General features: G+C 29.3%; 18 protein-coding genes and 2 other annotated features. Of the genes, 15 read left to right on the forward strand and 3 right to left on the reverse strand.

Going from position 1 to position 22,818, the window contains the following annotated elements; translation table 11 throughout:
- The first annotated feature begins 124 nt into the window (after positions 1 to 124).
- Positions 125 to 901: a prolipoprotein diacylglyceryl transferase gene (lgt, locus tag T483_RS0125635; RefSeq protein WP_026889401.1), complete on the forward strand. Its 777-nt coding sequence runs from the start codon at positions 125 to 127 to the stop codon at positions 899 to 901.
- 90 nt (positions 902 to 991) lie between these two features.
- Here the strand turns inward: lgt and T483_RS0125640 are convergent, their stop codons facing one another.
- Positions 992 to 1,570: a serine/threonine protein kinase gene (locus T483_RS0125640; RefSeq protein ID WP_026889402.1), complete on the reverse strand. Its 579-nt coding sequence runs from the start codon at positions 1,568 to 1,570 to the stop codon at positions 992 to 994.
- A gap of 156 nt (positions 1,571 to 1,726) precedes the next feature.
- On the opposite strand from T483_RS0125640, the gene T483_RS0125645 reads away from it, so the two are divergent.
- The 3 genes from T483_RS0125645 (at position 1,727) to gltX (ending at position 5,177) form a co-directional block, all read left to right on the forward strand.
- On the forward strand, positions 1,727 to 2,224 hold the full coding sequence (locus T483_RS0125645; RefSeq protein ID WP_026889403.1) for a DUF6803 family protein: 498 nt from the start codon (positions 1,727 to 1,729) through the stop codon (positions 2,222 to 2,224).
- Positions 2,225 to 2,356: 132 nt separating this feature from the next.
- Positions 2,357 to 2,645 (forward strand) — a binding site (T-box leader).
- Between the two features lie 109 nt (positions 2,646 to 2,754).
- Positions 2,755 to 3,315, forward strand: coding sequence for a DUF1697 domain-containing protein (locus tag T483_RS0125650; RefSeq protein ID WP_026889404.1), 561 nt, complete (start codon positions 2,755 to 2,757; stop codon positions 3,313 to 3,315).
- Between the two features lie 200 nt (positions 3,316 to 3,515).
- Positions 3,516 to 5,177, forward strand: coding sequence for a glutamate--tRNA ligase (gene gltX, locus T483_RS0125655; RefSeq protein ID WP_026889405.1), 1,662 nt, complete (start codon positions 3,516 to 3,518; stop codon positions 5,175 to 5,177).
- Positions 5,178 to 5,259: 82 nt separating this feature from the next.
- Here the strand turns inward: gltX and T483_RS0125660 are convergent, their stop codons facing one another.
- Together T483_RS0125660 and T483_RS0125665 are read right to left on the reverse strand one after the other, a co-directional pair.
- Positions 5,260 to 7,023: a methyl-accepting chemotaxis protein gene (locus tag T483_RS0125660; RefSeq protein ID WP_026889406.1), complete on the reverse strand. Its 1,764-nt coding sequence runs from the start codon at positions 7,021 to 7,023 to the stop codon at positions 5,260 to 5,262.
- 265 nt (positions 7,024 to 7,288) lie between these two features.
- On the reverse strand, positions 7,289 to 8,950 hold the full coding sequence (locus T483_RS0125665; RefSeq protein ID WP_026889407.1) for a glutamine--tRNA ligase/YqeY domain fusion protein: 1,662 nt from the start codon (positions 8,948 to 8,950) through the stop codon (positions 7,289 to 7,291).
- Positions 8,951 to 9,381: 431 nt separating this feature from the next.
- Here T483_RS0125665 and T483_RS0125670 point away from each other — a divergent pair, with 431 nt between their 5' ends.
- The 11 genes from T483_RS0125670 (at position 9,382) to T483_RS0125720 (ending at position 22,745) form a co-directional block, all read left to right on the forward strand.
- Complete coding sequence (locus T483_RS0125670; protein WP_026889408.1) at positions 9,382 to 9,951, forward strand: TetR/AcrR family transcriptional regulator; 570 nt, start codon at positions 9,382 to 9,384, stop codon at positions 9,949 to 9,951.
- Positions 9,952 to 10,104: 153 nt separating this feature from the next.
- Positions 10,105 to 11,514 carry a DHA2 family efflux MFS transporter permease subunit gene (locus T483_RS0125675; RefSeq protein WP_026889409.1) on the forward strand — a complete coding sequence of 470 codons (1,410 nt, stop codon included), beginning with the start codon at positions 10,105 to 10,107 and terminating at the stop codon, positions 11,512 to 11,514.
- Between the two features lie 440 nt (positions 11,515 to 11,954).
- Positions 11,955 to 12,611, forward strand: a complete 657-nt coding sequence (locus T483_RS0125680; protein WP_026889410.1) for a YczE/YyaS/YitT family protein — start codon at positions 11,955 to 11,957, stop codon at positions 12,609 to 12,611.
- A gap of 350 nt (positions 12,612 to 12,961) precedes the next feature.
- Positions 12,962 to 13,168, forward strand: a binding site (T-box leader).
- A 66-nt stretch (positions 13,169 to 13,234) separates the two neighbouring features.
- Entirely contained in the window at positions 13,235 to 14,512 is a 1,278-nt protein-coding gene (gene serS, locus T483_RS0125685; RefSeq protein ID WP_026889411.1) for a serine--tRNA ligase, read from the forward strand.
- 343 nt (positions 14,513 to 14,855) lie between these two features.
- Positions 14,856 to 15,089, forward strand: coding sequence for a DUF2249 domain-containing protein (locus T483_RS0125690; protein ID WP_026889412.1), 234 nt, complete (start codon positions 14,856 to 14,858; stop codon positions 15,087 to 15,089).
- 57 nt (positions 15,090 to 15,146) lie between these two features.
- Positions 15,147 to 15,785, forward strand: coding sequence for an MBL fold metallo-hydrolase (locus T483_RS0125695; protein WP_026889413.1), 639 nt, complete (start codon positions 15,147 to 15,149; stop codon positions 15,783 to 15,785).
- A gap of 213 nt (positions 15,786 to 15,998) precedes the next feature.
- Positions 15,999 to 16,754 carry a DUF438 domain-containing protein gene (locus tag T483_RS0125700; RefSeq protein ID WP_026889414.1) on the forward strand — a complete coding sequence of 252 codons (756 nt, stop codon included), beginning with the start codon at positions 15,999 to 16,001 and terminating at the stop codon, positions 16,752 to 16,754.
- A 384-nt stretch (positions 16,755 to 17,138) separates the two neighbouring features.
- Positions 17,139 to 18,842 carry a hydroxylamine reductase gene (gene hcp / locus T483_RS0125705; RefSeq protein ID WP_026889415.1) on the forward strand — a complete coding sequence of 568 codons (1,704 nt, stop codon included), beginning with the start codon at positions 17,139 to 17,141 and terminating at the stop codon, positions 18,840 to 18,842.
- 551 nt (positions 18,843 to 19,393) lie between these two features.
- On the forward strand, positions 19,394 to 20,107 hold the full coding sequence (locus tag T483_RS0125710) for a Crp/Fnr family transcriptional regulator (RefSeq protein ID WP_026889416.1): 714 nt from the start codon (positions 19,394 to 19,396) through the stop codon (positions 20,105 to 20,107).
- A gap of 575 nt (positions 20,108 to 20,682) precedes the next feature.
- The gene (locus tag T483_RS0125715; RefSeq protein ID WP_026889417.1) at positions 20,683 to 21,366 is read left to right on the forward strand and encodes a response regulator transcription factor; all 684 of its coding nucleotides are present in this window, start codon (positions 20,683 to 20,685) and stop codon (positions 21,364 to 21,366) included.
- On the forward strand, positions 21,363 to 22,745 hold the full coding sequence (locus tag T483_RS0125720; protein WP_026889418.1) for an ATP-binding protein: 1,383 nt from the start codon (positions 21,363 to 21,365) through the stop codon (positions 22,743 to 22,745). Before T483_RS0125715 ends, T483_RS0125720 begins: the two co-directional genes overlap by 4 nt.
- The last annotated feature ends 73 nt before the right edge of the window (positions 22,746 to 22,818 follow it).

The raw sequence follows: 22,818 nt of genomic DNA on the forward strand, positions 1-22,818 counted from the left end.
CTAAATAATAAAATTTATTCTTTATGAAATTATTTAACTCATAATATTATGTGATGGTTTAAGGGAGCTTTGATGAATTAGATTTTTAGAACATATATAAATTTAAGAGAAGAGGCGGTGTTTTATGAATCCAGTAGCATTTCAAATTGGAAGCTATGAAATTAGGTGGTATGGCATATTAATAGCCCTTGGGGTAATAGCAGCCATATTATTAGCAAACTATAATTGTAAAAAGAAAGGAATAGACTTTGACATAATATTAGACTGCTTTTTTATTGCCTTTCCTACTGCAATTATTGGTGCAAGAGCATATTATGTAATATTTGAGTTTGAAAATTATAAAAACAATTTGATAGATATTTTTAATATTAGAAAAGGCGGCTTAGCTATTCATGGAGGATTAATTGGTGGTCTTATAGCTACCTACATATTCTTTAAAATAAAGAAATTAAATATGTTAAAATACTTAGATTTAGCAGTACCATCAATTATTTTGGCTCAAGCAATTGGAAGATGGGGGAATTTTATGAATGGGGAAGCACATGGTGGAAATGTTTCATATTCATTTATAAGTCATTTCCCAAGTTTTATACAAAGAGGCATGTATATTGAAGGTAGTTACTATAATCCAACATTTTTATATGAGTCAATTTGGAACCTTCTGGTTTGTCTTGCGCTATTAGTAATTCTTTATAGAAAGAAAAATAATGAGGATGGAATTGTTGCAGCAAGTTATATAGCTTTGTATTCTTTAGGAAGAGTATTTATAGAAGGTCTAAGAACAGATAGCCTAATGCTTGGTAATATAAGAATTGCACAACTAATAAGTATTGTTGGAATGTTATTAGGAATAGTGATTATAGTATATATTAAAAGAAAAAAAGTTAGGAATTTAAATTAAAGTCAGAAATTAAGTATATTATAAAACGAATAAATTTCGAGCTATAATATACTTAATAGAATTATCGGGAGGTTTATTCAAATTAAGATTTTAAGAAGCAAACATATTAATGTGTATTACTTTTTTAGACGTATATTTAAAGTAATTATATCCATCAATCCAGTATTTAATAAGTTTAGGTTTATAACTTAGAACATGCTTTAAGAAATCCTCAAAAACATTTAACTTTACTAAAACTTTAATAATCTCCTTAGGATAGGGAGTTTTTTTAACAAAAACCTTTCTTGGATCTATAACTTGAATTTGCTCATTTTTGTTAACGAATATATGAGCATCTCTTATATCAAGTCTTGTGAACTTTAAAGTTTTAAATTCTTCTACAAGATTTACTATTTCAGTGGATAGATTAAAAGATAATCCATTGTTTTTTATATAAGAACTTAGATTGTCGCCTTCAACATAATCTCTTAAAATCATATTGTTAGCAATAAACAACACTTTTGGAAAGAACCTGCTTTCGTTAACTTTTTCAAGAAGGTCAGCTTCGTTTTGAGCCTTCTTTTTATTATAAAATATTTTTAAGGCATATCCTTCTGGAGTTAAATAAACAGCACCTTCCTTACCCTTTCCTAAAAATTTACACTCTTTAACATCTAAAATGTATCTCATCTTATCACTTTAATTAATTACTTTAGATATTATATGCTGAAACTATTTAGAATTCTACATTTCTATAAATTTGTTTCAGGTATCTTCATAAAATCTTCATATTAATTTCGTAATATAGGTTATGAAAGTTAGATAAATTATGTGGAGGAAAAAATTATGAATATGACACATTACATGTCACTATTAGCAGATAATCAACCTTGGAATTTAATTATTTTCATGGCAATACCAGTTATCTGTGCAGAAACACTTACAATTACTGAATTTTTTATTATTTTCAACAATGTACAAAAGGGTGGGTTAAGAACTTTAAATAAGGTTGTCGGTATATTCGATGGGGTTTACTTTACAGGAATATTTATTTACCTATTAGTAAATGCTGTGATTCCTTTAACAAATACTGGTGGATGGCATACTTGGGTTGACGTATTGGCAGTAGGTTTCTACTTAAGCGGCGTTATTTTTCTTTTACCTATAGCTTTAATGGAGCTAGGACTAATCTTTAAGAATAAAACATCAAGAGAAAAAGCAAAAATACATTTTATTCTTATTGGAGGATTTCTAGTTGTTGCTCATATTGCGATGATATTTGGAATGGTGAATCCTGAAATAATAAATAGTATGCCAAATATGTCGCAAATGCCTGGAATGTAAAAAGGATGCAGTAAGTTAGACAATTGCATTTTTTGTTATAATAATATAAATTGTCTTTACATTAGCATTTTCAAAATGTATAATTGATTTGTATTTTGTAAATACTATAATTAAAAATATAATTGAAGATGCTTAAGTACGTTGAAGAAGAAGAGTAAGTAGTATTTTAACTTTAAGAGATCTAGGGAAGGTGCAATCCTAGAATTTAAAACTATTGAAGGAAGCTTTGGAGTAATAAATGGAAAGCCTTTTGGCGTAGTATATTTATGGGGTTATTCCCTTAAAGATAATTGAGTGGATTAATTTTAGAATATGAAATTTTATCTAATGCAATAGAGATATCGTATTTTTAGAGTCTATTTTATAAATAAAATTTAATCAATTTAGGTGGTAACGCGGAAGTCAGCCTTTCGTCCTAATGTTTTTAGGATGAAGGGTTTTTTATATTTATAAAAACCTATAATGTGATTAATTATAAAATATAATTAAATCATTTTGCAGCTAACAGAGGAGAGCAGGGAGGAACTTTAATGACTATTTATATAGCGTTGCTAAGAGGCATTAATGTGGGTGGTAAGAATATTATTAAGATGAATGACTTAAAAAGAATATTGGAATTAATTGGGCTAAATGAAGTTGAAACTTACATTCAAAGCGGTAATGTTTTATTTAAATCAAGCGAAGAAAAAATGATTTTACTAGAAAAAATCAAACATGAGATTGAGAAAACTTTTGGATTTTCAGTTGATGTTATTTTAAGAACAAATAAAGAAATAGAGCAAATTATAAAGAATTGTCCATTTTCCGAAAAAGAAATACTAGAAGCACAATCTACATCAAAATCAGAAAGTTTATACGTAGGTATATTAAGTGATATTCCTTTAGAAGAAAATATTATGAAGCTGGAGCCTTTTAAGAGCCAAAATGATGAATATAAAGTTATAGGGCAGGAAGTTTTTCTATTATTTCATAACAGCATTAGAGATTCTAAACTCGCTAACAAACTTAATAGGTTAGGTGTTCAAGTGACAGTTCGTAATTGGAGAACTATGAATAAACTTGATGAGTTAGCAAAAGCCAAGGAATCTTAAATTAAAAATATTGATTTAAATGATTGATATTAAATTGATTAGGTCAAGCGAGATAAACATATGTGAAAATTAATTAGAGATTAAGGATAAGTTTTTTTGATTTTAAACTACATTTTAATTGATGTGGTTTTATATAAATTGCCATGACAAGGGGCTCATAATGCCTTGTAAACAAGATATTTAAAGGAGAGATACATAGAATGAGTTTTGAAAAGTTAGCAGATATAATATTTGGAAATGTTGAACATACACCTGAATATTACATTGAAAAATATCCAAAGAGAAATCTTAAAGAAGGTGCCAGAGTTACAAGGTATGCGCCAAGTCCAACTGGCTTCCAACATATAGGTGGAGTTTTTGCTGCATTAATAAATGAAAGATTAGCAAGCCAAAGTGAAGGTGTTTTCTATTTAAGAATTGAAGATACTGATCAAAAAAGGGAAGTTGAAGGTGCAATAGAAGATACTATAGCTACAATGCATAACTTTGGTATGGACTTTAGTGAAGGAATGACAGGAGAGGATACGTCTAAAGGTGAATATGGACCATATAGACAAAGCCAAAGAGCTGAAATATATAATACATTTGCAAAAGATTTACTTATAAAAGGTTTAGCTTACCCAGATTTCTGTACTCCAGAAGAATTGGCTGAACTTAGAGAAAGACAAATAGCAAACAAAATAACTCCAGGATATTACGGAGAATATGCTAAATTTAGAAATATAACTGAGGATGAAGCAATAAAGAGAATTGAAAACGGAGAAAAATATATTATAAGATTGAAATCTCCAGGAGATCCTGAAAAGAGAGTTGAATTCCACGATTTAATAAAAGGAGATATATCATTCCCAGAAAATAATCAAGATATAGTACTTATTAAAGGGGATGGGCTTCCAACATATCATTTTGCTCATGCAATCGATGATTATTTAATGAGAACAACAGATGTAATAAGAGGGGAAGAATGGTTATCATCACTTCCTATACACGTTCAGTTGTTTGAAGTTTTAGGTTTTGAAGCACCAAGATATGCTCATATTCCAACAATAATGAAGCAAGATGGTGGATCAAAAAGAAAGCTTTCAAAGAGAAAAGATGCAGAAGCAGCTGTTTCTTACTATAAAGAAGTTGGATTCCCGGTAGTAACTGTAATTGAATATTTACTTAATATAGTAAACTCTACTTATGAAGAATGGAGAGCTGAAAATCCTAAGGCTGACTACCATGAATTCGAAGTTCATTTAGAAAAGATGGGTAAGAGTGGAGCATTATTTGATTTAGTTAAATTAAACGATGTATCAAAAGATAGAATTGCTGCTATGAAAGCTACTGATGTTTATGACTACTATACAGCATGGGCTAAAGAATTTGATGCAGAAATGTATAAATTAGTTATAGAAAATGAAACCATGGCAAAAGAAATCTTCAATATAGATAAAGAAGGTCCAAAGCCAAGAAAAGATTTTGCAAAATGGGATGAAGTAAAAGATAAGATTTTCTACTTCTTTGATAAACTATTTTATAAGGAATCAGCAGAACAAATTGAACTTCCAAAGGGAGTTACATTAGAAGCAGCAAAAGAAGTAGTAGAAACTTACAAGAAAGAATTTAAATTTGATGTAGAAAGTCAAGAAGCTTGGTTTGATGACTTAAAGGAAATAGGAATTAGGCTTGGCTATTGCGCTAATAGAAAAGAATTTAAGGCAAATCCAGATCAATATAAAGGCATGATTTCGGATGTTGCAGGATCAGTTAGAGCAGCACTAACTCATAGAACTAATTCACCTGACATTTATACTATAATGCAAATTATAGGTGAAGAAAATACAAGAAACAGATTTGATAAATTTTTAAATATATAAACCATAAGCCAAAGGTATAGGTTGGATGTACTCCAAACACTATGCCTTTTTAATTTTATTGGAAAGTTTGAACTTAATTCATTTAAACTTGAAATGCATTAACTGCGTCTCTAAGCTTTTCTGCAAGTTTATTTAAGTCTTGAGTATGTTTAGCTATTTGATTTACATTTGCTAGTTGCTGCTCAGTTGTAGCAGAAATTTGTTCAGTGGCAGCAGAGCTTTCTTCAGTTGAAGCAGAAAGAGTCTCTAAAACTTCAACTATTTCATTTTTCTCGTTTTCCATTTCAAGGCTATAAGTTTTTAGGTTTTTCATATCGTTTGTAATCTTTTCTACAGATTTTAATATTTCAACAAATATATCCTTAGCGTCTATTACAGAATTATTTTGTTCCTTAGCTATTAACTTTCCGTCTTCAATGGCTTTTACAGCAGCTTTTGATTTATCTTGGATTCCATTGATTAATTCTTTAACTTTTGAAGCAGACATTGAAGATTGAGAAGCCAATTTTCTAACTTCTTCAGCAACTACAGCAAAGCCTTTTCCTTGCTCACCAGCTCTTGCAGCTTCTATAGCAGCATTTAAAGATAATAAATTTGTTTGTTCTGAAATTTGGCTTATTGCCTCAGTAATAGATCCAATTTCAATAGAAGTTTTATCTACTTCCATTATTATGGCACTAGTTTTTTCAGTGGCTTTGCTATTTTCAATTGATTTTTTTGAAAGTAAATCAATTGCTTCTAAACCTCTGTTGCTTATATTAGTTGTTTTAACTGCAATATCGTTAGTTTCTATCGTTAGTCTTGTAACTAAATCTATCTTTTCTGATAAATTTTTAACCCTTATAACTCCATTTTCTGTTTCTTTAGCCTGTTCATTTGAACCTTTAGCAATCTCTTCAACGGAATCGGATACTTCATTAATAGAAGCTGTATTTTCAGCAACAATTTCATCTAACAACTTGGAAGAATCAAAAACAACATTAATTGAATCTTTAACTGAGCTTATAAAATCGTTAACATTTCTAACCATTATATTAAAGGAATTATTTAGATTACCAATTTCATCTCTATTTTTGATTTTGATGGCTTTAATATTCAAGTTACCTGAAGCTACAGTATCTACAGCGTTACTAATTTCTTTAATTGGAGTAGATATGTGTTTTGCAAATATCATAATTACTGCAGAACCTAAAATAATTACTGATAATAATATAATAAGAGTAGTAATAAGAATATTATTTGAACCAATATTAAAATCATTCATATAAGTACCGGCACAAATTACCCATCCCCAATGCGGATCAGTCTTTTGATAAGTTATTTTGTCTGAAATCTTATCTGAATTAGGAAGTGTCCACCAATAAGTTAGATACCCCCCGCCATCATTGGCTACTTTAATTTGATCTTTAACAAATAATGCACCAGTCTTTTTATCTTTATAATCTAGCACGCTTTTGCCTTCTAAACTTGGATGAACTGCTTCAACTCCATCTTGAGTATAAGCTAACAAATAACCACTTTTACCTAAGCTTAAATTTTGATTGATTTTTCTTGTACCATCCGCTTGTTTTTCGCTAAGCATATATTCTCTAACTCTTTCTTGAGCGTCATCAAGAGATAGTTTTCCTTGATCTACAAGCTTTTGATTTGAATCAATCACTTGTAATGTCATTTCTACACTATTTTTTAATAAAACCTTCCCGCTGTTTTCAAGTTCAGCTCTTGCTACATAATAACTTACTAATCCGAGTACAAGTACAGGTATACTCAGTAATAAGATCATTACTAAAATGAGTTTTGTTTTTATAGGTAAGCCTTTTGTCTTTTTTGTAGATTTTGTAATCATTTGCATTCCCCCTAATATATAAACTTACTCTATTATCGAAATGTAATTTATCAACTTAATAGTAAATGTTGGCTTTTAGCGAAATATAGAAAATTAGGTGGAATTTATGATTTAGTTATAATGAAAATGATGAAGAATTTTTAAGTGGTATAAAAAATTTTAATCAAATAGTTTTATATAAAATTATCTGGATTAGGAGGTTAAAAATAAATTAAGGCAGAGAAATCTTATACATTAGATTTCTCTGCCTTTTCAATTTGTATTATTAGCTTAATTTAAATGATGATTTTAATGGAACAATTCTATTAAATACTAACTTATCAGCAGTTGTATATTTAGTATCTACATTAAAGAAACCATTTCTAACCATCTGGAATTTATCTTGAGGTTTAGCATCTTTAAATGCAGTTGGTTCAATAAAACCTTGCAATATTTCTAATGAGTTTGGGTTAATTTGTTCAAGGAAATGCTTCCCTTCATTTTCTGGCGCATCATCTAAAATTAAAGGTTCATATAACCTGAATTCGGCAGGAAGACAAGTTTTTGCGTCTACCCAATGAATTGTTCCTTTAACTTTTCTGCCAGTAAAGCCAGAACCACTCTTTGTTTCTGGATCGTAAGTACAATGAATTTCTACTACTTCACCATTTTCATCCTTAATTACTTCGTTACATTTAACAAAGTAGGCTCCTTTTAGTCTAACTTCATTACCAGGGAATAACCTGAAGTATTTCTTTGGTGGATTTTCCATAAAGTCTTCTTTTTCAATATATAATTCTCTAGAGAATGGAACAAGTCTTGTACCTTGAGTTTCATCTTTTGCATTATTCTCTATTGAAAGCATTTCTGTCTCATTTTCAGGATAATTAGTTATTACAAGCTTTAAAGGATTCAACACAGCCATAGACAATGGCGCCTTAAGTTGTAAATCCTCTCTTATAAAATAATCTAGCATTTGGGAATCAACAACAGAATTAGCTTTAGCAACACCAATAGCGCTGCAGAAATTTCTTAGCGCATCAGGAGTACATCCTTTTCTTCTAAGTCCGGAAATAGTAGGCATTCTAGGATCATCCCAACCATCAACAACTTTTTCATCAACTAATTGTTTTAATTTTCTTTTACTCATAACAGTATTAGTCATATTTAATCTTGCAAATTCTATTTGCCTTGGAGTAGCTTCCATTTCACATTCTTTTACTACCCAGTCATAAAGTGGCCTGTGATCTTCAAACTCTAAAGTACAGATAGAATGTGTAACATGCTCAATAGCATCTTCTAATGGATGAGCAAAATCATACATTGGATATATGCACCATTTATCACCAGTATTGTGATGAGTAGAATGAGATATTCTATATATAACAGGATCTCTCATATTTATATTTGGTGATGCCATATCTATTTTGGCTCTAAGAACTTTTTCGCCATCAGCAAATTCACCCTTTTTCATTCTTTCAAATAAATCTATGTTTTCTTCAACAGATCTATTTCTGTAAGGGCTGTCTTTACCAGGTTGTGTTAGCGTACCTTTATATTCTTTAGCTTCTTCAGCTGTTAAGTCGCAAACATAAGCGTTACCCTTTTTTATTAGTAGAATAGCTTTGTTATACATTTCATCAAAATAATTAGATGCAAAGAAAAGCTCATCCCAATGACCACCAAGCCATTGTACATCTTCTTTAATTGATTCAACATATTCTGTATCTTCTTTAACAGGATTAGTATCATCAAATCTTAAATGAGTTTTTCCTTTAAACTCATCAGCTAAACCAAAATTTAAAAGAATTGATTTAGCGTGGCCTATATGTAAGTAACCGTTAGGTTCTGGTGGAAAACGAGTAATTATCTCTTTATGCTTTCCGCTTTCTAGATCTTCTACAACGATATTTCGTATAAAATTAGAAGAATTTATTTCGTTTGACATAGTCTTACCTCACTTATAAGTGTATTTAAATTAAGAAAAGAACATTTATTTTAACTAGTATTCCCTCTTAACTATATTGTTATTTTTGCTTAATAATAATTTTAATCTAATATAAAGAAAAAATAAAGATAAAATTATTTAAATTGCCTAAAGTTGCTAAACATGAGCCTTAATAAAACTTATTTTAATGACCTGTTGCAAAATGAAATTGAACTAAAAAAAATCCATAGTAGATTATTCTGTGTTATGATTTAATCCCTAAAGAAAAAATAAGCTGAGGATAATCACTATGAACTAACCAAATAATAACACAGGATTACGTAAAAATAAACATAGATAACTTGTAGATTCCTGTATTGACATTTTTAATGGCATTAGATATTATAAAATATAGACCAGTCACTATAATTTTTGAGAGGTATATCATAGATATGAGTAATAAGGTAAATACAAAGGAGAAATTTATAGAAACTGCATCAAGACTCTTTGAACTTAAAGGATACAATGCAACTGGATTAAATGAAATTCTGGCAGAGAGCGGTGCACCAAAGGGATCGCTGTATTATCATTTTCCTAAAGGGAAAGAGCAGCTTGCTTTAGAATCTATAAATCTGGCAGGAGAGAAAATAAAATCTAATTTACAAAAGAACTTGGAAAGTATTAAAGATCCGGTAGAAGCTATTATATTTAATATGGAGCATTTGGCAGAAGTAATTGATAATGAACAAAAAACCAGGGATATGTCTATAAGTCTATTAGCATTAGAAACATATTTGACAAGCGAAGTATTAAGAGGCGCTTGTGAGGACGTATTTATAACCTTGGAGAATATGTATTCTGAAAGGTTAATTCAGGCTGGAATGAAAAAAGAAAAGGCATATGAATTAGGTTGTGTAATTGGCGCTATGATGGAAGGCGGAATCACATTATCATTAACAAAAAAAAATGGAAATCCACTTAGATTAATTGCGAAGCAGATACCTAATTTAATAAGTATCTAGTGAGCTTGTAATAATGTATATAATTACCAACAACGGAGATGACTGTCTCAAAATTCTTTATTTAGAATTAAGTGTAATTTAATTTACTTTGAGATAGTTTTCTTTTTGATCACTAATTATGTAGACTGGTCTAAAAAGGAGGAAAGAATTTTAATGGAAGTAACGAAAACAACAAAATCTAAAATCAATATTAATACAAAAGCAATTGTAGCAGTGTTAGTATTCAGCGCATTTATTTCAGTATTTAATGAAACTATACTAAACGTGGCATTATCTCCTTTAATGGATGAAATGAATGTTACAGCGGGAACTATGCAATGGATAATTACAGCATATATGATAGTGGTAGCAATTCTAGTTCCAGTTACAGCATTCTTAATTCAAACATTTGAAACAAAGCAATTATATTTGGGAGCTATGACTTTACTTTTAATTGGTACAATTTGTGCAGCTTGCTCAGGATCATTTGCAATGTTGCTTATCTCGAGAATGCTGCAGGCATCAGGGACTGGAATGATGATTCCTATTATGATGAATACAGTTTTACTTGTGACACCACCTGAGAAGCATGGTTCAGCAATGGGGATATGCGGATGTGCAATTTCTCTTGGACCAGCATTAGGACCGACAGTTTCTGGAATTATACTTCAATTTTATAGCTGGCATTTTTTATTTATAATACTAATTCCAATTATAGTTTTAGCTATGTTTTTAGGTTCGATTTATCTAATTACAGCAGGAGAACTTACTAAACCCAAAATAGATTTTACATCAATTGTACTTTCAAGTTTAGGGTTTGGAGGGACGATATATGGAATTAGTAGTATTAGTGGAGATGGAGATCTAAGGATCATTGGCGCAATTTTTGGGATTGGAATAATATCGTTAATTTTATTTGGATTACGTCAGCTATATTTAAACGAACCCATGCTGGACATACGTACATTTAAATATCCGGTATTTTCAATAGGTGTATTAATTGTTATGATCTCAATGATGACAATGTTCACTATGAATGTTATGTTGCCAATGTTCCTTGAAGGAGCACTTAAGACAACGACTTTTATAGCTGCAATGGCATTACTTCCAGCAGCACTTGCTAATGGTTTTGTAACGCCTATAGGCGGAAAAATATATGATAAATTTGGAATAAAGATTTTAGTACCAATAGCATTAACTATAACCTTAATATCATTATTCATGTTATCTCGATCAAACAGTGATACATCTGTTATAAGAATTATCGTTCTTTATGTATTAGTATGCATTGGAGTAGGTTTTACAATGTCACCTTGTCAGACAAGCTCACTAAATCAGTTGCCAAAGGAATATTATCCTCATGGGGTAGCTATATTAAATACGCTTCAACAGATATCTGCTGCAATTGGTTCATCACTATTTATAGGTATTATGTCAGCTTCGGAATTAAAGGCTTTAAGTAATTCAGTTCCAGAGCAAGCTGCTATAGCAACTGGGTTTCAATCAGGAACTTTAGTTGCAGTAATATTTGTTATAATAGGTCTTTGCCTATCATTTACTCTTAAATTGGGAGATGAAAAATAGAAAAAATTTATAGATGTAATAAGAATACCAATATATCATATTAAAAGGATAATCTGTTATATTAGCTTAAAAAGTAGTTCTATAAACTTCTAATAGAACTACTTTAGGTAGGTTATAACTAGGTTATTCTTTTTTTACAAAATTTAAGCTAGACACAGCTATGTACTATTAGAGCAACAATATTAATAGTGAGAATCTATAAATGATATAAATAAATTGTGAAAAAATAAGATGAACTATAAAAAAATTCGATAATAATTATGATTTAAATTAAAAAATGAATTGAATATTTTATTAAATTGATGTAAACTTGACTATTAGTTGAAAGATTAGCTTATAATCAGCTATGCACACGTGAAACTATTATTTAAGCTAACGGAATTATTGCAAGTAATTTGGCCTATAATTCCAAAAAAAATTTTAAAAATTAAAGGAGAAGTATGAAGAAATTATTAGCACTTATAATTAGAATGACATTCGGATTTTTATTATGCGCACTAGGAACTGTGTTGGCTCTTAATTCGAATTTAGGATTAAGTCCGTGGGACGTATTTCACCAAGGATTAACCAATGTAACTAGTTTAACTATTGGGCAGGCAAGCATTATGGTTGGAATAATAATAGTAGCAATCACAAGTATTTTAGGGCTTAAAGTTGGGATGGGAACTATAGCGAATATGATAGTAATTGGATGTTTTATTGATTTAATAATACATTCTAAAATCATTCCAGTTTGTAATAACATATATACAGGCATAATAATGTTAATTGGAAGCTTATTTGTTACAGCTTTAGGAAGCTATTTGTATATTGGATGTGAAATGGGATGTGGTCCTAGAGATGGTCTTATGATTGCATTAGTTAAGCGTACAGGTAAACCAATTGGAGTAATAAGGCTATTTATAGAAGCAGGAGCCCTAATTATTGGATGGATTCTAGGCGGGTTTGTCGGAATTGGAACGTTAGTCACTGCCATTGGAATCGGATATTGCGTACAGTTAATTTATAAAGTATTTGGATTTGATATAAAGGTGCTAAAGCATAGGAATATAAAAGAAGGGTTAAAGTTTGTTAAAGAATGTATAACTATCTTTTAGAATTCTAGTAGAATTGATTTTAACTGATAAACGAAGATATTGGAGCAAAAAGGCATATCTAGTTATATATATACATATGCTATAGTAATTCAAAGTAAGTGAAAAATTTTACGATAGTGTAATTATATATTATCGTAAAATTTTTAAGGGTATATTTATAATATTTATTTAAGGTGAGAAGAATTTTTATATAAATCTTCTCACCTTAATTTTTTTAGTAGACTTTAATAAGAAATTTATAGTGGTCAATATAATTCCAAAACTAGTTATTAAGTTAAATATAAACATATACTTGAAAATTAACATAAATATATATATAATATATATAGCAATAAATTAATAGTTATAAAAAAACAGCGATGATAAAAACTACGATTTATAAATTTCTTCAGAGAGCCGATGGGTGGTGCGAATCGGTGAAAGGTTAAATTTTTCCACTTTTGGAGCTGTGCGTGATAAATGCAAAGGTTAGTAACCTATATAATACTAGTGTCGAGGGGCTGGTTGTACTATTTACCAGCAATTTGGGTGGCAACGCGGATTATTCCGTCCCAATTATATATTGGGATGGTTTTTTTATTTTTTGAAATAATAATATATATATTTAATCAGGAGGGAAAAAAATGTTAGACATTAAATTCGTAAGGGAAAATCCAGAAATTGTTAAACAAAACATAAAAAATAAGTTTCAAGATAATAAGTTAGGGTTAGTAGATGAAGTTTTAGCTTTAGATATTGAACTTAGAAAAGTTAAGCAAGAAGTAGAAGCTTTAAGAGCTGATAGAAATAAGTTATCAAAACAAATTGGGGGCTTAATGGCTCAAGGTAAAAAAGAAGAAGCTGAAGAAATTAAGAAAAAAGTCAATGCTGATTCAGAAAGAATGGCTGAGTTAGACGTTAAAGAAAAGGAATTAGAAGAAAAAGTTAAGACTATCATGATGACTATTCCGAACATAATAGACCCAAGTGTTCCAATTGGTAAAGATGATAGCCAAAATGTAGAAGTAGAAAAGTTTGGTGAACCAGTTGTTCCAGATTTCGAAATTCCATATCATACAGATATTATGGAAAAATTAAGCGGAATTGATTTAGATAGTGCTAGAAAAGTAGCTGGTAATGGATTCTATTACTTAATGGGAAATATAGCTAGACTACATTCAGCAGTAATTTCTTATGCTAGAGATTTTATGATAGATAGAGGCTTTACATATTGCATTCCACCTTTCATGATTCGTAGTCAAGTTGTAACTGGTGTTATGAGTTTCGCTGAAATGGATGCTATGATGTATAAAATTGAAGGTGAAGATTTATACTTAATCGGAACAAGTGAACATTCTATGATTGGTAAATTTATAGATACAATATTACCTGAAACTTCACTTCCTCAAACTTTAACTAGCTATTCTCCTTGCTTTAGAAAAGAAAAAGGAGCTCATGGTATAGAGGAAAGAGGAGTATATAGAATCCACCAATTCGAAAAGCAAGAAATGATTGTTGTATGTAAACCAGAAGATAGCATGAAGTGGTATGATAAAATGTGGAAAGATACGGTTGATTTATTCCGTTCTTTAGATATACCAGTAAGAACTTTAGAATGCTGCTCAGGTGATTTAGCAGATTTAAAAGTAAAATCAGTAGATGTAGAAGCTTGGTCTCCAAGACAAAAGAAATACTTCGAAGTAGGAAGTTGCTCTAACTTAGGAGACGCACAAGCTCGTCGTTTAAAGATCCGTGTAGATAGCAAAGATGGTAAATACTTTGCTCATACATTAAACAACACAGTAGTGGCACCACCAAGAATGCTTATTGCTTTCCTAGAAAATAATTTAAATGAAGATGGTTCAATAAATATTCCAACTGCTTTGCAACCATATATGGGTGGAATGAAAGTAATTAAATAGAGCAAGATATTATAAAATTGAATTTAGAAAGACAACAAACTAAAGGGGTATTAAGCTCATTAATTTGTTGTCTTTTTCATACAGTAAAATATTATTAAATTTTTTCAATAATATTTTTAATAGAGGATTAAGATATTATACATATTGTTTATTAAAAATTATAAGCGTAGTTAATATTAGATTACTTTAGAATAAGAAGATTCTAAAGTAATTGAAATAAATGAATATAAAAGAAAAAGCTACTAACACTGTGATATAAATCACGCTAAAAATTCAGCATAATGGTTATAATATTATCATCTAAAAAGAAGTTTAGATGATAATATTAAAGGAGGAATTAATTATGCCAAGTTTTGCTGTTAGTATAGATGTTAGAATTTATGAAAGAGGTCATAAAAAGGGGATTATATTTAAAGCTTTTGAAGAGCTTGCGCAAGGTGAAACAATGGAACTTATAAATGATCATGATCCACGTCCACTTTATCAGCAGTTTGTAGTTAACTTTCCAGAGGGCTTTGAGTGGAAATATTTAGAGCAGGGGCCTGAAATATGGAGAATAGGTATTACAAAGAAATGAGATTAAAAGATGAAGTTATAATCTTTATACCTTAAGAGAAAAGGAGTTGTTTATATTATGCCAATTATAAGTGAAGATTTATACCAATTTAATAGCTACGTTGAACCGATTAACCTTACATTTCATCAATATTTGTTATTAGGTGATGAACCATTATTAATTCATACAGGGAATGTGATGCAGGCAGAAGCGTTATTACCAGATTTAAAAGTAGCACTTAATGGTAAAGAGTTAAAGTATATTTTTATTTCACATTTTGAAGCAGATGAATGTGGAGGATTATCATTAATATTAGAACACTTTCCTAAAGCTAAAACAATTTGCTCTGAAGTTACAGCACGTCAGTTAAATGGTTTTGGAATAAAAGCAGAGATTATTACTAAAAAAGCAGAAGAAACTTTAAATACTGATAATTATGAATTAGAGTTCATCAATTATCCTTCAGAAATGCACCTTTGGGATGGATTGTTAATTGTAGAAAATAGACGTAGAATATTTTTTAGCAGTGATTTGATGTTTGCTATGGGAAAAGAAATAGGTACAGTAAAAGAATCTGATTGGAATACAGAAGTAAATAATATTAAGCCAGAGCAAATACCAGATAATAAGAAGCTTGAAAATTTACAAGAAACTTTGAAGAAGTTAAAACCTAAGTTTATCGCTACGGGTCATGGACCATGTATTAAGCTAAAATAAGATAAGGGTTATATTTAAGAAACAAATTAGTTTATTCTTAAATATAACCCTTTTGTTTTAAATTTAATGTCCGATATTCTAATGGTAATTCTTTTATAACTTAAATATTCGAAATTTTGATTTAAATCACATTATTATAATAAAAATTTAAGTAGAATTAGGTCATAGAGATATTGAATATATAAATTCACATGTCCATAGGAGGATTTAGAGATGAATAATACAAAAATACAAAGTTTGACTGAAGTTTTACAAAAATTAAATAAAGATGGAATAACAGAAACGTTAAGAAGAGAAGCATTAGAAATTGTGTCAGATATAAATCCAATTGAGCTTTCAATAGCGGAGCAAAACCTAATAGAAGAAGGAATGAATCCACAGGACTTAAGACATCTTTGTGATATTCATATGGAAGTTTTAAGAGGTGAACTTGATAAGATAAAGACTAAAATTGAACCAGGGCATGTTGTATATACATTTATTGAAGAACATGATAAAATTCTTGGATTTTTAACAGAACTTGAAGAAATTAATTCAAAGATTCAAAAATTAGAAAGCTATGATAGTAATTTAATTGAATTTCAAGAATTAATAAAGGTTGTTGATAATATATTAGACGCAGAAAATCATCATAAAAGAGAGGAAGAAGTGCTTTTTGCTGAGATGGAAGATAGAAAAATTACAGGGCCAACAAGAATTATGAGAATGGAACATGATGATTTAAGAGCAAAGAAAAGATTTTTGAAGCAGATAGCAATAGAAGTGTCTCAATTAGAATTTACTGAATTTAAAGAAAAAGTCGATGAAACTGCAAAATATATCATATTCAATCTAAGGGATCATATTTTTAAAGAAAATTATATATTATATCCTACAGCAGTGGAAGCTATAAATGACAAGGATGTATGGAATGATATGAAGGCACGATGTGATGAAATCGGATATTGTAGCTTTACACCAGAATCATAATTTCTAATAGATAACTAAGAGTAATTCTTATGTGGGAATTTACCTAAATTATAAATATGTTTATCTAGGTAAGTCAAATCTTAAAATTGGTTATCTATATAATATCTGCATATAAGAATATAGAAGACAGCGGACTAGCTGTCTTTTTATTTTTTAAATTACGTAACCATCGTTACAGATTTAAATAGAGTATTTTAGTAATATATAACCGTAGCACAGAGCTAATACAGAAATTTAAAAAATATTAATTTTGTTTTAGTAACGTATGTTACAGAAATGATATTGGCAATGTAGTAAACTCTAAATTGTCAAAGTTAAGAGAAATTAACAAGAAATTATTAATTATTTATATAAAAAGAAAAATAGGAAATAGGAGGACATAATATGTCAATGTTTTGTTATCAATGTCAAGAAACAGCAGGATGTAAAGGCTGTACTAAAGTAGGGATATGCGGTAAGGATGAGTATGTAGCAAAAGCTCAAGACTTATTAATATATGTAACTAAAGGATTAGCTATAGTAAGTAACGAAGGAAGAAAAGTTGGAGTTACTGAAGCTAAAGTTGATAAATATATAACAGAAAACTTATTTACAACAATTACAAATGCAAACTTCGATAGAGATTCTATTTTAGATAGAGTGAAAGAAACTTTAAAAATAAGAGAAGAATTAAAAGCTAAAGTAATTAAAGCTGGTGGAGTTGTTGGTGAAGTAAAAGTAACTGGTGGTTTTTTCAAAAAAGTATTTGGAATGCAAACTACTGAAATGATTATGCCAGAAGCTGCTACTTGGACTGCTGACAATACAATAGAATTTGATGCAAAAGCAGAAAAGGTTGGAGTTCTTTCAACTGAAAATGAAGATATCAGAAGCTTAAGAGAACTTATAACTTATGGATTAAAAGGATTATCTGCTTACATGAAGCATGCTATGAACTTAAAATACAACAATGAAGAAGTTCACGCATTTATGGCAAAAGCATTAGCAGCTACAATTGATGATAGTTTAACAGTTGATGATTATGTAGGACTAGCACTTGAAGCAGGCAAATTTGGTGTAGACGGTATGGCATTACTTGATAAAGCTAATACTGAAAGCTATGGACATCCAGAAATAACAACTGTAGATATCGGAGTTAGAAATAATCCTGGAATCTTAATTTCAGGACATGATTTAAGAGATTTAGAAATGTTACTTGAGCAAACAGAAGGAACTGGAGTAGATGTCTATACTCACGGAGAAATGCTTGCTGGACAATACTATCCAAAATTTAAGAAATATAGTCACTTCGCAGGAAATTATGGTAATGCTTGGTGGAAACAAAAAGAAGAATTTGAAAAGTTTAATGGAGTAATCCTTATGACTACTAACTGTATAGTTATTCCAAAGGATTCTTATAAGAATAGATTATTTACAACTGGTGCAACAGGAATGCCTGGATGTGCTCATATAGAAGCTAAGGCTGATGGAACAAAGGATTTTTCTAAAGTAATAGAAATGGCTAAGAAATGTAAAGCTCCTACAGAAATAGAAAAAGGACAAATTGTTGGTGGATTTGCTCATAACCAAGTTTTAGCACTTGCTGATAAAGTTGTAGATGCTGTTAAAACTGGAGCTATAAAGAGATTCTTTGTAATGGCTGGTTGCGATGGAAGAGCTAAATCAAGAAATTACTACACAGAATTTGCAGAAAAGTTACCAAAGGACACAGTTATATTAACTGCAGGTTGTGCAAAATATAAATACAACAAATTAAACTTAGGTGATATTGGAGGAATTCCAAGAGTATTAGATGCAGGACAATGTAATGATTCATATTCATTAGTTGTTATAGCACTTAAACTTCAAGAAGTATTTGGATTAAAGAGTGTAAATGAATTACCTATTTCATATAACATAGCTTGGTATGAACAAAAAGCTGTAATAGTATTATTATCATTATTACACTTAGGTGTTAAGAACATTCACTTAGGGCCAACACTTCCAGCTTTCCTTTCACCAAATGTTGCTAAGGTATTAGTAGATAACTTTGGAATTGGTGGAATCACTAATGTAGAAGATGATATGAAGATGTTTATGGAAGCTTAAAAATAATATATTAATTAAATAACAAATAAAATAAATTCAAGCAAATAAAGAAACACCCTATTTAATAATCTACAATATTATTTAAAATATAGAATCCTAGCGGCAAAATTGCAGCTAGGATTTATTTTAAATAAAATACTTTTTTAAAGTTCATTCTAACTTTTAAGATCTTTTTTAGAAACAATGTAGATATTTAGTAATTAATTTTCAGCAATAGGGAAAAGTTAAAATATAAATATATATTCCTATATTTATATATTAATAGGTTTACATAAAAATATGAAAATATATTAAAATAAAAATAGTTTTAAATATTCCTATTTATATATTTTACTATATAAATAGGAAAATATATAAATATTTATAGGAAACATCAGGGTTTAGAGATTAGAGAGGGCTAAATAATAGAGTGAATGAATATTCTGATGGAATTAGAAAAAAACATCAGAAAAAATAATATACAGTGAGAAAAAAATATTAGTAAAATTATTTTTAATCAAGAATGAGTTTTTAATTTTGTTTTGAAACTATCTTATAGAGGAGAATAGGTTATGAATAGTCATTGTGGAAATTGTTGCAATAATTGTAGAGGGCAGTTTTGTGCAAGTAAAGTGCCAATTTTTGAGAATTTGAATAATGAAGAATTGTTAAGGATCGTGAAGAAAATTAATCACAAGGAATATCATAAAGGCGATATTATTTTTACAGAAGGCAGCATAGCAAATACACTTTATTTTATAAATGAAGGTAAAATAAAATTATATAAATATACAAAGGATGGTAAGGAGCAAATACTACATATACTTTCAGAAGGGGATTTTTTTGGGGAATTAGAACTTATAAAACCTTCAAAATATGGATTTAATTCTAAAGCTATAGTTGGTGCAAAGATATGTACTCTCACTAAGGATGAAATGAGAGATATAATTATGGGGAATCCTGAAATTGGAATAAAGGTATTAGAAGCGGTTGGGGAAAGACTGTCAAAAGTAGAAAATCTTGTTCAAAATTTAGCAACTAATGACGTCGATTCGAGAATGGCTTATTTAATAACTGATTTAATAGAAAAGTATGGAGAAAATGTAGGTGGAAATATTTCTATTAAATTACCTTTATCAAGAGAGGAGATAGCTAATTATATTGGTGTAACTAGAGAGACTATAAGTAGAAAATTGAAAAAATTTGAGGATGAGAATCTGATAAAGATAGCAGGAACGAAAAATATAATAGTTTTAGATGAAGAAGGGTTAAAGGAATACATTTAAGTTAAAAGTTCATTATTACATTGTTTTCTAATAATGAACTTTTAATATTTAAAATAATTTCGATAGATTAAATATTTTTAAGCATTAGGTAAATGGATCGTATCATAAAATATTCTTTAAACATTCATAAAGACAAAAAACCATAGATAAACCTATCATAAAACAAGTTTATCTATAGTCCTTAAATAAAGAGAATAGCAATCAAACCTTATTGCAACAAACCAAACTAACACAATTGCAATTTTCGCGTAACCCTACAATAACCAATCAATTATAGAAAACTCTAATTATAGGATTGCATCTTTATTTCTCAAGTTAAGTCTTTTGACCCTATATTGAGAGTATATATTCATTTTTGAATACATTTTAATGCTTAACTGCTAATTTCTTTATAATCTTAATATGTCCTTAATTATGTAGTTAATACTATGAAGTTAATAGGTATATTGGAAATTTGTCTTAATAAAGTTATGAGATGGAACGTTGTTTTTTACACATAAAATTCATAAGTTTATGTTAATTTATTAAGTATATGATAATGTAATATTAGCGAGAAATTATATGGGGTGAAAATTATGTATAATATTTTAGTAATTGAAGATGAAAAAAGTGTATCAGAAGTTTTGAAGGCATATTTGGAAAGAGAAGGATATGGAGTTTATTGTACTGAAGGTGGTTTGGAAGGAATAGAGATATTTAGAAAGGAAAAGATTGATCTTGTAGTATTAGATTTAATGTTACCAGACATTGATGGAGAAGAAGTCTGTAAGGTTCTCAGAAGAATCTCAGATGTATATATTTTTATGCTGACAGCTAAAAGTACTCTAAGTGATAAAATCGAAGGATTAAATATTGGTGCTGATGAGTATTTAACTAAGCCTTTAAGTCCGAGAGAACTTACTGCACGTGTAAATGCACTATTTAGGAGAATTGGAGTAGGTAACGATAATGTCATTCATTTTGATAATGATAAGTTAATAATAAATAGTGATAAGAGATTAGTTAAACTAAATGGAGAAGAGGTGAGTTTAACTCCAAACGAGTTCGATATATTATATGTTCTAGCTTCAAATAGTGGAAAGATATTTACAAGAGAATCAATAATAGAGCGGGTTTTTGGTATTGATTTTGATGGTTCAGATAGAATTGTGGACGTTCATATTAAAAATTTGCGTAAAAAAATTGAAGAAGATACTAGGGCGCCGAGATATATAATTACTGTTACAAAAGTTGGATATAAGTTTGGAGAAAAATTATGAAGCAAAGTATAAGAGGAAGGTTAAGTTTGATAATAATATTTTGTGCCGTTGTTGCAGTTCTTTTATCTGCTTTAATAGTAAATATAACAATAACTAATACTTTTAATAAATATATGGAAGATATACAAACTAAGAGAAATACACGATTAGTAGAATATTTTGAGCAAGTTTATAAAAGTGATGGCGGTTGGAATTCAACTTCAGGAGAAGAAATGAAACATGAAGCATATATGAGTAATTACTGTTTAACACTTTTAGATGAAAATAGAAAAGTTGTTTGGGAAATGGATCATAATGATATAAAGTATAAGAATCATATTATGCTAAATGGTAATGAGGAGACAGGGGTTTATACTAGTACCAGCTTTGATATAAATGTAAATGGAAAAACAGTAGGATATATTTTAGTAGGCCAGTATTCTCCAGTGTTGCTTTCTCAGGAAGATATAAGTTTTAAAGCACAAGTTAATAAAAGTATTATGTTTAGTGGTATATTAACATTGATAATAGTATCTGGAATAAGTTTGATTTTATCAAGGCAATTTTCTGAACCTATAAAAGAAGTTTCGAAAACTTCTGTAAGTCTTTCAAAAGGAAGCTATGAATCAAGATCAAATATAAAAAGCAATATTGAGGAAATAAGAAGTTTAACAGAAAGTATAAATTCACTGGGAATCAAGTTGAATAGCCAAGATTTACTTCGAAAGCGCCTAGTTTCAGATATATCTCATGAAATAAGAACCCCTTTAAATGTGCTTCAAAATAATTTAGAAGCAATGATAGATGGAATTATACCCGTAACACCTAATAAACTAAATAGTTTGAATGATGAGGTAATAAGGTTTGGCAAACTTCTAAATAATCTAAATTCGCTGAAACAAATAGAATCAGATGAAATAGCGCTTAGACTTGGATTAGTTAATATAGGAGATCTTCTTTCATCTGTAATTAGTGATTTTTATATTGCAGCTGATGAGAAGGACATAAAATTGATTATGAATAAAGAAGAAGGAAAGAATTTTGTGGTACTGGGAGATTATGATAAATTAAAACAAGTATTTATAAATCTTATATCCAATGGAATTAAATTTACTAATAATAACGGAACTGTATGGATTAATCTTAGCAGTAATATGAATCAGGTGATTGTTGAAATTAAAGATAATGGTATTGGCATTATGAAGGAAGATTTACCTTTTATATTTGAGAGAATGTATCGTGGTGATAGAAGTAGACAAAGAATAGAGGGAAGTGGAATTGGTCTTACCCTTGCAAAAAAAATACTAATGATGCATTCTGGAACTATTGATGTGGAAAGTAAAGAAAATAAAGGGACAAAATTTACAGTATGCATAAATAAAAATAGCGAAATTACATAATGAATTAAAGAAATATAAAATTACTAAGTAATAAATTTGTATTTAGAATTCTAGCAAGCTAAGTGATTAATTA

This window comes from Clostridium beijerinckii HUN142 (assembly GCF_000621745.1).
Lineage (GTDB): Bacteria > Bacillota > Clostridia > Clostridiales > Clostridiaceae > Clostridium > Clostridium beijerinckii_A.